At 65.8% G+C, this 13234-nt stretch carries 14 protein-coding genes and 1 pseudogene; 6 read left to right on the top strand and 9 right to left on the bottom strand.

Annotation, left to right across the window (positions count from 1 at the left end):
* Window positions 1-217 precede the first annotated feature (217 nt).
* Window positions 218-433 carry a hypothetical protein gene (locus AB4Z37_RS21785; protein WP_441518836.1) on the top strand — a complete coding sequence of 72 codons (216 nt, stop codon included), beginning with the start codon at window positions 218-220 and terminating at the stop codon, window positions 431-433.
* Window positions 434-480: 47 nt separating this feature from the next.
* Here the strand turns inward: AB4Z37_RS21785 and tgt are convergent, their stop codons facing one another.
* From tgt to coaD, 6 genes are all read right to left on the bottom strand, one after another.
* Window positions 481-1614, bottom strand: a complete 1134-nt coding sequence (gene tgt / locus AB4Z37_RS21780; protein WP_441518835.1) for a tRNA guanosine(34) transglycosylase Tgt — start codon at window positions 1612-1614, stop codon at window positions 481-483.
* Window positions 1611-2699: a tRNA preQ1(34) S-adenosylmethionine ribosyltransferase-isomerase QueA gene (gene queA / locus AB4Z37_RS21775; protein ID WP_441518834.1), complete on the bottom strand. Its 1089-nt coding sequence runs from the start codon at window positions 2697-2699 to the stop codon at window positions 1611-1613. The genes tgt and queA overlap by 4 nt, the downstream gene beginning before the upstream one ends.
* A 79-nt stretch (window positions 2700-2778) precedes the next feature.
* Window positions 2779-3243 carry a peptidylprolyl isomerase gene (locus tag AB4Z37_RS21770; RefSeq protein WP_211969906.1) on the bottom strand — a complete coding sequence of 155 codons (465 nt, stop codon included), beginning with the start codon at window positions 3241-3243 and terminating at the stop codon, window positions 2779-2781.
* Window positions 3219-3671, bottom strand: a complete 453-nt coding sequence (locus AB4Z37_RS21765) for a hypothetical protein (RefSeq protein ID WP_211969905.1) — start codon at window positions 3669-3671, stop codon at window positions 3219-3221. Before AB4Z37_RS21765 ends, AB4Z37_RS21770 begins: the two co-directional genes overlap by 25 nt.
* A gap of 8 nt (window positions 3672-3679) precedes the next feature.
* Window positions 3680-4222, bottom strand: a complete 543-nt coding sequence (locus AB4Z37_RS21760; RefSeq protein WP_441518833.1) for a peptidylprolyl isomerase — start codon at window positions 4220-4222, stop codon at window positions 3680-3682.
* A gap of 107 nt (window positions 4223-4329) precedes the next feature.
* On the bottom strand, window positions 4330-4827 hold the full coding sequence (coaD, locus tag AB4Z37_RS21755; RefSeq protein WP_211969903.1) for a pantetheine-phosphate adenylyltransferase: 498 nt from the start codon (window positions 4825-4827) through the stop codon (window positions 4330-4332).
* Window positions 4828-5130: 303 nt separating this feature from the next.
* Between coaD and AB4Z37_RS21750 the strand changes: the two genes are divergently transcribed.
* Window positions 5131-5388: a hypothetical protein gene (locus tag AB4Z37_RS21750; protein ID WP_441518832.1), complete on the top strand. Its 258-nt coding sequence runs from the start codon at window positions 5131-5133 to the stop codon at window positions 5386-5388.
* 117 nt (window positions 5389-5505) lie between these two features.
* Here AB4Z37_RS21750 and gyrA read toward each other — a convergent pair whose 3' ends face one another.
* Together gyrA and AB4Z37_RS21740 are read right to left on the bottom strand one after the other, a co-directional pair.
* Window positions 5506-8229: a DNA gyrase subunit A gene (gyrA, locus tag AB4Z37_RS21745; RefSeq protein ID WP_441518831.1), complete on the bottom strand. Its 2724-nt coding sequence runs from the start codon at window positions 8227-8229 to the stop codon at window positions 5506-5508.
* A gap of 200 nt (window positions 8230-8429) precedes the next feature.
* On the bottom strand, window positions 8430-8789 hold the full coding sequence (locus tag AB4Z37_RS21740; RefSeq protein WP_441518985.1) for a DUF2306 domain-containing protein: 360 nt from the start codon (window positions 8787-8789) through the stop codon (window positions 8430-8432).
* Between the two features lie 226 nt (window positions 8790-9015).
* Between AB4Z37_RS21740 and AB4Z37_RS21735 the strand changes: the two genes are divergently transcribed.
* The 3 genes from AB4Z37_RS21735 to chrA all read left to right on the top strand — a co-directional run bounded on the left by AB4Z37_RS21735 (window position 9016) and on the right by chrA (window position 12008).
* Window positions 9016-9648 (top strand): class I SAM-dependent methyltransferase, encoded by a 633-nt coding sequence (locus AB4Z37_RS21735; RefSeq protein WP_441518830.1) that lies wholly within the window; start codon window positions 9016-9018, stop codon window positions 9646-9648.
* A 135-nt stretch (window positions 9649-9783) separates the two neighbouring features.
* Window positions 9784-10611, top strand: coding sequence for a chromate resistance protein ChrB domain-containing protein (locus AB4Z37_RS21730; protein WP_441518829.1), 828 nt, complete (start codon window positions 9784-9786; stop codon window positions 10609-10611).
* The gene (gene chrA, locus AB4Z37_RS21725) at window positions 10608-12008 is read left to right on the top strand and encodes a chromate efflux transporter (protein ID WP_441518828.1); all 1401 of its coding nucleotides are present in this window, start codon (window positions 10608-10610) and stop codon (window positions 12006-12008) included. Before AB4Z37_RS21730 ends, chrA begins: the two co-directional genes overlap by 4 nt.
* Window positions 12009-12120: 112 nt before the next feature.
* Here the strand turns inward: chrA and AB4Z37_RS21720 are convergent, their stop codons facing one another.
* On the bottom strand, window positions 12121-12621 hold the full coding sequence (locus AB4Z37_RS21720; RefSeq protein WP_441518827.1) for a single-stranded DNA-binding protein: 501 nt from the start codon (window positions 12619-12621) through the stop codon (window positions 12121-12123).
* Window positions 12622-13087: 466 nt separating this feature from the next.
* Between AB4Z37_RS21720 and AB4Z37_RS21715 the strand changes: the two are divergent.
* Window positions 13088-13234, top strand: a pseudogene (locus tag AB4Z37_RS21715) (porin family protein); the annotation flags it as partial.

Genomic DNA, 13234 nt, shown 5'->3' with positions numbered 1-13234 from the left:
CGTTCATTTTGAGCATGTTTCGCGACAAAGTCGAATCGGCCCAGCCTCACGCAAGCGTCACGCGCATCTGAAACCGAAAGTTGCCGGACACACGACAAAGTGTAGCAAGCTATTGCAGCGCAAAATGGATTTCTTCAAACGAACGTATTTGTGTTGCGACACCGTCAAAGGTTTCAGTGTAGGATGCATGCGGCTCCAGATCATGAGGAGACCCACGATGCCAGCGTTTGCTGAAATCATGTCGTCGAACTCGCACCGTCCTGCCCCGCGCGAACGTGATCTGCCCACTTGTGCCGTGTGTTCGGATTCCATGATCGCTGCGGAAGCTTCGGCATTCCTGTCGGAAGAGGTCGTGAGCTATCTGTGGACGTGCGAGACCTGTGGCTACGGGTTTGTGACCAAGCACGCGTTGACGCGGTTCAGCTGTAACTGAGTGTTCACCATTCGAGGCCCGGCCAGGAAAGGCCGGCTGTCGGCGAATCAGCGCGCGGCGATGTCGCCGCGGGCCCAGTCTGCGCGCGTTCGCTCGGTGAAGGCGGCAAAAGTGCCGTGCGTAATGGCGTCGCGCATGCCGGCTGTCAGCGTCTGGTAATAGGCGATGTTGATTTCCGACAGCAGCATCGCGCCGAGCGTCTCGCCGGCCTTGATCAGGTGATGCAGATAGGCACGCGCATAGGTCCGCGCCGGTGCCCACGGGCTCTCCTCGTCGAGCGGCCGCGGATCCTCGGCATGGCGGGCGTTGCGCAGGTTGACCGGACCACGCCGCGTGAACGCGACGCCATGGCGGCCGTTGCGCGTCGGCATGACGCAGTCGAACATGTCGATGCCGCGCGCCGTCGCCTGCAGGATGTCATCGGGCGTGCCCACCCCCATCAGATAGCGCGGCCGGTCCTGCGGCAGCAGCGGCTCGCAGGCCTCGATCATGTCGAGCATCACCTGCTGGGGCTCGCCGACCGCAAGGCCCCCGACGGCGTAGCCGTGGAAGCCGATATCGGTCAGCGCGCGGGCGCTGTCACGGCGCAGTTCGGCGATATCGCCGCCCTGCACGATCCCGAACAGCATGTGGCCCGCGGGCGCGCCCTCGAACGCGCGCTTGCAGCGCTCGGCCCAGCGCAGCGACAGCTGCATGGCGCGATCGATGTCGGCGCGCTCGGCCGGCAGCCGCACGCACTCGTCGAGCTGCATGGCGATGTCGGAGCCGAACAGGCGCTGCACCTCGATGGCCCGCTCCGGCGTCAGGTCGACCTTGGCGCCGTCGATGTGCGAACGGAACACGACACCGCGCTCGTCGACCTTGCGCAGCTGCGCCAGCGACATCACCTGGAAACCGCCGGAATCCGTCAGCATCGGGCCGCCCCAGCCAGTGAAGCGCTGCAGGCCGCCGAGAACGGCGATGCGCTCGGCGGTGGGCCGCAGCATCAGGTGGTAGGTGTTGCCGAGCACGATGTCGGCGCCGGCCTCGCGCACGTCGCGCCAGTGCACGCCCTTCATGGCGCCCTGGGTGCCGACCGGCATGAAGGCCGGTGTACGCACCACACCATGCGGCGTCGTCAGCGTGCCGGTGCGCGCCGCGCCGTCGCGGCCTAGCAAGGTGAAGTGATTGGGAACGGTCATGACGCGGCTCCGCCGTCGGCCCGGAACAGCAGCGATGCGTCGCCATAGGAATAGAAGCGGTAGCCCTCGGCAATGGCGTGGGCGTAGGCGCTCTTCATCGTATCGAGGCCGGCGAACGCGGAAATCAGCATGAACAGGGTCGAGCGTGGCAGGTGGAAGTTGGTCATCAGCACGTCGACCGCACGGAAGCGGTAGCCCGGCGTGATGAAGATCGCGGTGTCGTCGGCGAACGGGGCGATGGTGCCGTCGGCGCGCGCGGCGCTCTCCAGCAGCCGCAGCGACGTGGTGCCGACCGCGACGATGCGCCCGCCGGCCGCGCGTGCGGCATTGAGCGCGTCTGCGGTCTCCGCCGAGACCATGCCCCACTCCGCATGCATGCGATGTTCGGCGGTGTCGTCGACCTTGACCGGCAGGAACGTGCCGGCGCCGACATGCAGCGTCACGCGCTGCAGCCCGACGCCGCGGTCGCGCAGCGCGGCCTCCAGCGCCGGCGTGAAATGCAGCCCCGCGGTCGGCGCCGCCACCGCGCCCTCATGGGCGGCGAACATGGTCTGATAGTCGGCGGCGTCCTGGTCGTCCGGCGCGCGCTTGGACGCGATGTAGGGCGGCAGCGGCGGCGCGCCGACGTCGGCGATCGCCTGGTCGAGAATCGCGCCATGGAAAGCAAAGGCGAGCGTGATCTCGCCGGCGTCGCCCTTGTGCTCGACGGTGGCATCGAGATTGCCGAGCAGGCACACCCGTCCCTCGTTGCCGAAGCGGACGATGTCGCCGACCTGAAGTTTCCTCGCCGGCTTGACCAGCGCCTGCCAGCGCGCGCCGTCGAGCCGCTTGATCAGCGTCGCCTCGATGCGCGGCTCGGCCTCACGTCCGATCCGCCGGCCGCTGAGCTGGGCCGGGATGACTTTGGTGTCGTTGACGACGAGCTGATCGCCCGCCTTCAGGAAGGCGGGAAGATCGCGGACGATCCGGTCGTCCCAGTGTCCGTCCGCGCCGACCACCAGCATGCGCGCGACATCGCGCGGGCTCGCGGGCCGCAGCGCGATCCGTTCCGGCGGCAGGTCGAAATCGAAGAGGTCGGTGCGCATGGGCCGTTCGCAAAAGGCCGGCGGCCCTGGCGGCGGCCGGCGCGAGGCGCGGGAGCTGTCCCGCGCCCCATGTCGGCGATCAGGTCGCGTCGGCGGCCATGTGGGCGCGCACGATCTTGTCCGGATTCTGCACCGGCTCGCCGCGCTTGATCTTGTCGACGTTCTCCATGCCCGAGGTCACCTTGCCCCAGACGGTGTACTGGCCGTCGAGGAAGCGGGCGTCGTCGAAGCAAATGAAGAACTGGCTGTCGCCGGAATCCGGGTTGGCGGCGCGCGCCATCGACGCGGTGCCGCGCACGTGCGGCTCCTTGTTGAACTCCGCCGTCAGCTTCTTGCCGGAACCGCCGGTGCCGGTGCCGTGCGGGCAGCCGGTCTGGGCCATGAAGCCTTCGATGACGCGGTGGAACACGATGCCGTCATAGAAGCCTTCGCGCACCAGCTCCTTGATCCGCGCGACGTGACCGGGCGCGAGATCGGGACGCATCTCGATGGTGACCGGGCCCTGGGTGGTTTCCAGAATCAGAGTGTTCTCGTTGTCTGCCATGTTCTCTTCTCGGTTGATTTGGTTCGTCTTGCGTCAAACCTGAACCGTATCGGACGACCCGCTACGGCATTTCCAAGTCCATCGGTAAAAGGCATCGGCGAGCAGCGCTGCAGCGTCTCCATGACGGCGGTGCGATACAGCAGCCGCTCGTCATCCGATGCGTATTCCGATTCATATGTGATCTTCGGCTGGCCGAAGATCTCACCATTGCGTTTGAAGGTCACGAGGACCGTGATCTGCATGCCCGGATCTCCGGGCGGCAACGTCGGCGATTTCCAGCACCCGCCGAGATGCGCGAACAACTCTTTCAAGGAGTCGATCTTCGCCTCGGCGCCGGCGTCCTCAGCCCCCGCGCGACAGGTCGCCGCGAGCACCGTGAAGCCGATCAGCGCGGCGAACAGAACAGCAGGTCCGGTTCGCCGCGTCATGGCCGCTCCTACTTGATGTCCGAAGCGACCTGGACCTTGACCATCTTGTCCGGATCGGGGACAGGCTCGCCGCGCTTGATCTTGTCGACGACGTCCATGCCCGACACGACCTCGCCGACCACGGTGTACTTGCCGTTGAGGAACGGACCATCGGCGAACATGATGAAGAACTGCGAGTTCGCCGAGTTCGGCGAGGCCGCACGCGCCATGCCGACGATGCCGCGCTTGAACGGCACGCTGGAGAATTCGGCCGTGAGATCCGGGTACTTCGAGCCGCCTGTGCCGTTGAAGTTCTTGCCGTCGCCGGTCTGGGCCATGAAGCCCTCGATCACACGGTGGAAGGGAACGTTGTTGTAATAGCCGTCACGCGCCAGCTGCTTGATGCGCTCGACATGCTGCGGCGCGAGGTCCGGCCGCAGTTTGATCACGACCCGCCCCTTGGTGGTGTCGATGACAATGGCATTGGCCTTGTCGAGACCGGCGGGCAGTGACTGGGCGAACGCCGGTACCGCAAACACCAGCGCAGTCAGGACGGCAAGAATTCGGATCATGGGAACTCCAGAAAAGCTCGGTAACGGTTGGACCGGGTGCGAAGGCAATGGCACCCGGAGTGAAGCCGGATGGAACCGGCGTCAGGCAGCAAATGGACGAGCCGCCACTAGCGGCCGAACTTGGCCTTGAGGCGTGACGCCACGATGGCGGGCACGAAACTCGAGACATCGCCCCCCATGCCCGCGATCTGGCGCACCAACGTGGCGGTGATCGGGCGAACCAGCGGCGACGCCGGCAGAAATACGGTCTGGATGTCCGGCGCCATGGTCTGGTTCATGCCGGCGATCTGCATTTCATAGGCCATGTCGATGCCGTCGCGCAGGCCGCGGATCAGGACCGTGGCCCCCACCCGCTTGGCGGCGGTCACCGTGAGATCGTCGAAGGTGGTGCAGTCGACCTGGCAGCCCGCCTCGGCGGCGAGCGGCGCGAACACCTCCCGGATCATGTCCAGCCGTTCCTCGGTCGAGAACAGCGGCTTCTTGCCGGGGTGGACACCGATGGCGACGACCAGGCGGTCGACCAGCCGAACGGTCTGGCGGACCACGTCGACGTGGCCGTTGGAAACGGGGTCGAACGACCCCGGATAAAGGGCAATGCGCGGCATCCCCCCCTGTACCCCGGCGCGGATGGAGCCGCAAGCGGCCGGTTCCCCCACTCGGCCGCGTTTTATTTCGCCGAACCGACCGAACCCGTGGTCATGCCGCCGCGTCTGATGGGTGGATGGGCGCAATCGATCCCGGCGGGTTCCTGGATTGTTTCGTGCCTCCCGGGGCGGCGAAACACATTCGGCCAGCGACGAAACCATTTTCCGCATCGCACGCAGACCGGCCGAAACGCAGCGCCGCTACAACACCGGGCAACGACAAACCGGGCCGGATGGGCCCCGGACAGATAACAGGGGACTTCCATGATCAAGGCGCTTTCAGCGATTGCCGTCGCCGCACTCGTCACGGCCGCTCTGACCGTGCTGCCGGGCTTCGCCCCGCAGGTTGAGGCCAGTGTTCCCGTGGCGCTCGCCAAGGGCGACCGGCTCGACATCCGCCCGGTTGGCCGCGACTGCTCCCAGCAGGCCTGGCCGAATTTCGAAGCCGCCTGCCTGCGCAAGGCCGGGTCGAAGGCCGCGCTCAAGGTCGAGGCCCGTCTCGTCACCACCGACCGGCTCTGATCGCCTCCCGATCTCCAGCCTGCCCTCTTTCAACCTCTTTCAAGCGATCTCCAAGCAAAAGGCCGCCCGCATGCCCGCGGGCGGCCTTTCGGCATTCTCGATGGCAGGCTGGCGCGATCAGCCGCCGTTGCCATTGCCGTTGTCGGCATCCTCGGTCAGGTGCTCGACGGAGACCACATGCTCGTCCTCGGCGGTGTCGAACACGATCACGCCCTGGGTCGAGCGACCCGCGACACGGATGCCCTCGACCGGGCAGCGGATGAGCTGGCCGGCATCGCTGACCAGCATGATCTGATCGCTGTCCTCGACCGGGAACGAGGCCACCAGCTTGCCGTTGCGGCTGTTGACCAGCATCGCGACGATGCCTTTGCCGCCACGTCCGGTGGTGCGGTACTCGTAGGACGAGGTGCGCTTGCCGTAGCCGTTGACCGACACGGTGAGCACGACCTGCTCCTGCGCCGACATCTCGACATAGCGCTCCTGGGTGAGCTGGAAGCTGCCCGAGCTCTCCTCGCCGTCGGCCTCCACCGGCTCCTCGTTGGTGGCTTCGCCGGCCACGGCGCGGCGCATCTTGAGATAGGCCACGCGTTCGTCCGAGGTCGCCTCGACATGGCGCAGGATCGACAGCGAGATCAGCGCGTCGTTCTCGGCGAGCGCGATGCCGCGTACGCCCATCGAGGTGCGGCCGGTGAACACACGCACGTCGGTGACCGGGAAGCGGATGCACTGGCCGCCGGCGGCGGTCAGCAGCACGTCGTCGTGCTCGGTGCAGATCTGCACGTCGACGATTGCCTCGCCCTCATCGAGCTTCATGGCGATGATGCCGGAGCGGCGCACGTCGACGAAGTCCGACAGCTTGTTGCGCCGGACGTTGCCGCCGGTGGTGGCGAACATCACGTCGAGATTGGCCCAGGACGATTCGTCCTCCGGCAGCGGCATGATGGTGGTGATGCGCTCGCCCTGCTCCAGCGGCAGGATGTTGATCAGCGCTTTGCCGCGCGCGTTCGGCGCGGCCATCGGCAGACGCCAGACCTTCTCCTTGTAGACCTGGCCGCGCGACGAGAAGAACAGCACCGGCGTGTGGGTCGAGGCCACGAACAGGCGGCTGACGAAATCCTCGTCGCGCGTCTGCATGCCCGAGCGGCCCTTGCCGCCACGCTTCTGGGCGCGGTAGGTCGAGAGCGGCACGCGCTTGACGTAACCATGGTGCGACACCGTCACCACCATGTCCTCGCGCTGGATCAGGTCTTCGTCCTCAACCTCGCCTTCCTGGTCGACGATCACGGTGCGGCGCGGGGTTGCGAACTCGGCCTTCACGGCGATGAGCTCGTCCTTGACGATGCCCTGGACGCGGGCGCGCGAGCGCAGGATTTCGAGGTAGTCAGCGATCTCGACCGCGAGCTTGTCGAGTTCGTCGGAAATCTCGTCACGGCCGAGCGCGGTCAGGCGCTGCAGGCGCAGGTCGAGGATCGCCTTGGCCTGCTCGAACGACAGCCGCGCGGTGCCGTCCTCGGCGACGCGATGGCGCGGATCGTCGATCAGCATGATCATCGTCGCGACGTCCTTGGCCGGCCAATCGCGCGCCATCAGGGTCTCGCGGGCGGTGTTCGGATCGGGCGAATTGCGGATGACGCGGATGACCTCGTCGATGTTGGCGACGGCGATCGCAAGACCGACCAGGATGTGGGCGCGCTCACGCGCCTTGCCGAGCAGGTACTTGGTGCGCCGTGTGACCACCTGCTCGCGGAATGCGACGAACAGCGTCAGCATGTCCTTGAGGTTCATCAACTGCGGACGGCCGCCGTCGAGCGCCACCATATTGGCGCCGAAGCTCGTCTGCAGCGGCGTGTACTTGTAGAGCTGATTGAGCACCACGTCCGGCACCGCGTCGCGTCGCAACTCGACCACGACGCGATAGCCATCGCGATCGGACTCGTCGCGCAGGTCGGCGATGCCCTCGATCTTCTTCTCGCGCACCAGCTCGGCGATGCGCTCGACCATGCTGGCCTTGTTCACCTGATACGGGATCTCGGAGACGATGATCGCCTCGCGGTCCTTGCGAATGGTGTCGATCGTCACCTTGCCGCGCATCACGATGGAGCCGCGGCCGAGATGATAGGCCGAGCGGATGCCCTGGCGGCCGAGAATGATGCCGCCGGTCGGGAAATCCGGACCCGGCACGATATTGATGAGATCGTCGATGCTGAGCGCCGGATTGTCGATCAGCGCGATGCAGGCGTCGACCACCTCGCCGAGATTGTGCGGCGGGATGTTCGTGGCCATGCCGACGGCGATGCCGCCGGCGCCGTTGACCAGCAAATTGGGAAAGCGCGCCGGCAGAACCGTCGGCTCGCGCTCGGAACTGTCGTAGTTGGCCTGGAAGTCGACGGTGTCCTTGTCGATGTCTTCCAGAAGCGTATGCGCCACCTTGGCGAGCCGCGCCTCGGTGTAACGCATGGCTGCCGCGGTATCGCCGTCGACCGAGCCGAAGTTGCCCTGGCCGTCAATCAGCGGCAGGCGCATCGAGAAGTCCTGCGCCATGCGCACCAGCGCGTCGTACACCGACTGGTCGCCGTGCGGATGATATTTACCGATGACGTCGCCGACGGTGCGCGCCGACTTGCGGTACGGCTTGTTCCACTCGAAGCCGTTCTCGTACATCGCATACAGGATGCGCCGATGCACTGGCTTGAGGCCGTCGCGCACGTCCGGAAGCGCACGCGCCACGATCACGCTCATCGCGTAATCGAGGTACGATCGCTTCATCTCATCGGTGATCGAGACCGGACGAATATCGACGGGCTCGGACGAGCCATTTTCCGGATTGTCTTGGTCGGCCAAAACGAAAGAATCCCCACAAAAGCTTCGTCTTTTTATATAGGCGATTCAGCGCGCCCGACCAACCCCTCCGAAGGCTTTCTCACCCAAGGAAAGCGCAAATATTTCAGATATTTACAATTTGGATGCGACGCCACCCGCGAGCCGCCTCGCTGGACTGCGGAACACCGCCTGAAACGCTCCGGAAACGGCTCGTCCGCCCCTCACCGCGGACCGAACACCACCGCATGCATCAGCCGTCCGGGAACCGGGGTGAACACCGCCGCAATCACCAGCGCGCCGCAGAAGATCGCGATCATGGCGATGCGATGTCCGCGTATACGGTGATGGCGCGCCGCCCACATCGCATAGACCTGCGCCAGCGGCGTGAACACCGACAACAGGTGGATCGGGCTCCACGGTCCCCACACCCGCAGGCCGTGCAGATAGAACGAGGAGACGCTCACCGCGAGCATCAGCAGGACCCAGATCCATCCCGGCGTCCGATGGGGCAGCGTGCCCTTAGGCTCGGTGAACTGCACCAGCCGGAGCACAAAGGCGACCACCCCGGCGAAGGCATGGATCTAGGTCAGCAGCGAAGCCTCCAGCCGCTGCGCGAGCGACATGAAAGCCCCGATCCCCAACAATGTTAATGATATCAACGTAACCCGGCAAACTGCGGCAGCTAAGCCCGACTTCGGCGCGGTCAACAGGCCGGCCTGTCCCCTTGGAGACGTGAGCCAGACTCGGGTTAAAACATCACAGGCTTGGGCTCGAACTCCAGCGCGACGACAAAGACTGCCGCGAACGATGGCCTCCACGGACAACCCCACCGCCAGTGGCGTGCCGGGCACGCAGGGCTACGCCGCCCTCGCGGCAGCGCTCGTCGCGCGCTGGGAGCAGATCTCCAGCGCCGAGCACCACGGAGCCGTGATGCATCTGATGCCACGGGCGCCCGCCGACGTGCTCGACATCGGTGCGGGATCGGGACGCGACGCGGCCTGGCTCGCCGCCATGGGCCATCGCGTCGTCGCCGTGGAGCCGCTCGACGCATTCCGGCACGCCGGCATGGCACTCCATCGCGCACAACCGATCGACTGGCGCGACGACAGCCTGCCGGATCTTGCGACCTTCAGCGAGGACCGCAGCTTCGACCTCGTCATGCTCTCGGCGGTCTGGATGCATCTCGCCGCCGACGAACGGTGCCGCGCGATGCCGCGCATCGCCGCGCTGCTCAAGACCGGCGGGACCTTGATCCTGTCACTGCGGCACGGCCCCGTGCCCGATGGCCGGCGCATGTTCGTGGTGTCCGCCGAGGATACTGTGGCTCTTGCGCGGGCCGCTGGCCTGCGCCCCCGGCTGGCACTGACGACGGCTTCGACACAGCCCGCCAATCGCCACGCCGGCGTGACCTGGACACGCCTGGCATTCGCACGGGACTGACGCGCGACCTGCGCCTCCCGTTGCACGATTGACAAAAGCGCCCGCTTTCGCTGTAGTCGTGGCCATGGGGAAGCGATCTCCCCACAAGGCGACATGCCCAAGAATCGCGTCCATCCCTTTGTGAAAGGACGCAGCATGCCCGCTCTCAACGCTATTGCTCCCGACAAGTTGTTTCGCCTCCTCGGCTCCGCCACGTGTCCCGTGCTGGTCGACGTCCGGACCGACGATGATGTCGCAGCAGATCCACGCATGATTCCGACCGCGATCCGGCGCAGCCACGCCGCTGCTCCAGCGTGGACAGCCGATTTTCCCGGACAGACGGTCATCGTCATCTGCCGACACGGCCATGGGCTCAGTGAAGGCGCCGCCGCCTGGCTGCGCCTGGGCGGAGCGACCGCCGCCGTGCTCGAAGGCGGCTTCCAAGCCTGGGCCAGCGAGCGCCTGCCGCTGGTGCCATCGGCGCGCATTCCCAACCGCGACACTGCCGGGCGAACGGTATGGGTCACGCGGGCTCGGCCGAAGATCGACCGGATCGCCTGCCCTTGGCTGATCCGGCGGTTTATCGACCACTCCGCCGTCTTCCTGTTCGTGACGGCATCTCAGGTCGAGGCCGTCGCCGACCGCTTCGGCGCCGTGCCCTTCGACATCGAGAACGTGCACTGGAGCCATCGCGGCGAACGCTGCACCTTCGACGTCATGGTCGAAGAGTTCGGCCTTGCGACCGAGCCGCTGCTGCACCTCGCCACGATCGTGCGCGCAGCCGATACGGCGCGGCTCGATCTTGCACCCGAGGCGCCCGGCCTGCTCGCAGCCTCGCTCGGGCTGTCGCGCATGCATGCCGATGATCTTGAACAGCTCGAGGCCGGACTGACGCTCTACGATGCGTTTTATCGCTGGTGCCGCGACGCAACTGATGAAACCCACAACTGGCCGCACAAGACGAAGCCGAAAGCCAAGGCATGACCGATATGACGACGACGTCCGTTCGTTCCGCCATATCCGGCAGGGCCGCCTTTCCCAGTTTCGGCGACGCCTTCCGGGTGTGGGCACGGATCGCACTGCTGAGCTTCGGCGGCCCAGCCGGACAGATTGCGGTGATGCATCGCATTCTGGTCGATGAGAAGCGCTGGGTATCCGAGGGCCGTTTCCTGCATGCCCTCAACTACTGCATGCTGTTGCCCGGTCCTGAGGCGCAACAGCTCGCCACCTATATCGGCTGGCTGATGCATCGCACCGCCGGGGGCATCATGGCCGGCGGGCTGTTCGTGCTTCCGGGCGTCGTTGCGATCATGGCCCTGAGCTATGTCTACGCACTGTTCGGCCAAGTCGGGATCGTCGCAGCACTGTTCTTCGGGCTGAAGGCTGCGGTGCTCGCGATCGTGGTGCAGGCCGTGGTGCGAGTCGGCCGGCGCGCGCTCAAGAGCCGCGTGATGCAGGGCCTTGCCGCGGCGGCGTTCATCGCCATCTTCTTGTTCGATGCGCCGTTCCCGTTGATCATCCTTGCCGCCGGCCTGATCGGCGCCAGCGGCGGGCGAGCACGCCTTGCCGCCTTCGCTGCGCCCACCCCCCACGACACCAGCGCGGACACCGCGCTGGTGGACAGCCTGCTCGGTGAACGGTTGCCCGACCATGCCCGGCCGACGCTTGCACGCACACTGCGAGTCGCGGCGGTCTGGCTGCTGCTCTGGCTCGTGCCGGTCGCGCTGCTTGCTGCGCTGCTCGGACCAGCCAACGTGTTCACGCTGATCGCGGTGTTCTTCAGCAAGATGGCGGCGGTGACCTTCGGCGGAGCCTATGCCGTCCTCGCCTATGTGGCGCAGCAGGCCGTCGAGCACTATCACTGGCTGCAGCCGCGCGAGATGCTCGACGGCCTCGGCATGGCGGAAACCACGCCCGGCCCGCTCATCATGGTGCTGCAGTTCGTGGGCTTCATGGCCGCGTTTCGCGATCCGGGCGTCCTGCCGCCACTGCTGGCCGCACCCCTCGGCGGCCTGCTGGCCACCTGGGTCACCTTCACGCCCTGCTTCCTGTGGATCTTTCTCGGCGCCCCGTTCATCGAGCAGTTGCGCGGCAACCGCGCGCTGGCCGGCGCGTTGTCCGCGATCACCGCAGCAGTGGTCGGGGTGATCCTGAACCTCGCGATCTGGTTCGCGATCCACACCATCTTCCGTGATGTGCTGCCGGTGCGCGGCTATGGCCTATCGTTCGAGGCGCCGGTGTTCGCCAGCGTCGATCCATGGGCCCTCGCCCTCGCCGTGGGCGCCGCGCTCGCGATCTTCCGCTTCAACCTCGGCATGCTGCAGACCCTCGGCGCCTGTGCCGCGGCCGGCGTCGTGCTGCATGTCACTGGACTGGTGTGAGTCCGACACGCGTCGACGCTCTCCGAAAGCAAAATGCCCCGGACCGGCCGGGGCATTGAGACGTCAGAGACTAGTCGCCTCCTGCGTCTGATCCGACAAAGGCTGTCTCAGATCAGAACGGAATCTCGTCGTCCATGTCGCTGCTGCCGCGGCCACCACCGCCACCGCCGCTGGATACCGCACGGCGCGGCGCCGGGCTCGACACGCCGCTGGAGCCGAAGTCGCCGCCGGCATCGTCGGAGAAGCCGCCGCCACCGCCGCCGCGGCCGTCGAGCATGGTCAGCGTCGAGTTGAAGCCCTGAAGCACCACTTCGGTGGAGTACTTTTCAGCACCGCTCTGGTCAGTCCATTTGCGGGTCTGCAGCGCGCCCTCGATGTAAACCTTGGCGCCCTTCTTCAGATATTGCTCGGCGACCTTGCACAGGCCCTCGTTGAAGATCACGACGCGGTGCCACTCGGTCTTTTCCTTGCGCTCGCCGGTGCCTTTGTCACGCCAGGTCTCCGAGGTGGCGATGCGCAGGTTCGCGATCGGCCGCCCGTCCTGGGTCCGCCGGATCTCGGGATCGGCCCCGAGGTTTCCAACCAGAATGACCTTGTTCACACTTCCTGCCATCGCCGCTCTCCAACACTCTGTCCCGAACCCACACCATCACCGGCAGGGCACTTTCTGAAACTGACCCTATACCCGCTCCCGCCGCCGTCTGGCGGCATCCTGCGGGTTATCCACTACCGATCCCTCATCGATCGCTGATCGATCTCTTCGACACATTATGTTCTCATAATGTTCCTTTGGCAAAACAAATGTGGCGTGCCCAGGTCCGGCGCAAACGAATGCATCTTCCGGGGCCGGCAAATGTGGCAAAAAGCAGCCCGAAATGCGGGGAACCCGGGTGGAACCCAAGGCGAAATATGCTAAATAAATCCTGAACTTAGCTCAATCCACTTCGCCTGCGAGTGTTGCATTTGGGAGACGGCTTTTTGCACTGCCCACCTGTATAGTCCTTTCCAACGTCGGGGCGTTCGCGACGACAAAAACATCGATCCGCCTTCGGGTGGTGGGGATTGAAGTGGAGAGAGTGATGAAGAAGATCCTGCTGGGCAGCGTGGCGCTGATCGCGCTGGGCACGTCGGCTTTCGCGGCTGACCTGCCGGCCCGTACCTACACCAAGGCGCCGGCCTATGTGCCTGCTCCGATCTACAACTGGACCGGTTTCTACATCGGCGGT

Origin of the sequence: Bradyrhizobium sp. 2TAF24 (genome assembly GCF_052115025.1) — a bacterium.
Classification (GTDB): Bacteria; Pseudomonadota; Alphaproteobacteria; order Rhizobiales; family Xanthobacteraceae; genus Bradyrhizobium_A.
The sequence above is the reverse complement of the archived record's forward strand: the minus strand, read 5'-3'. Positions and strand labels throughout refer to the sequence as shown.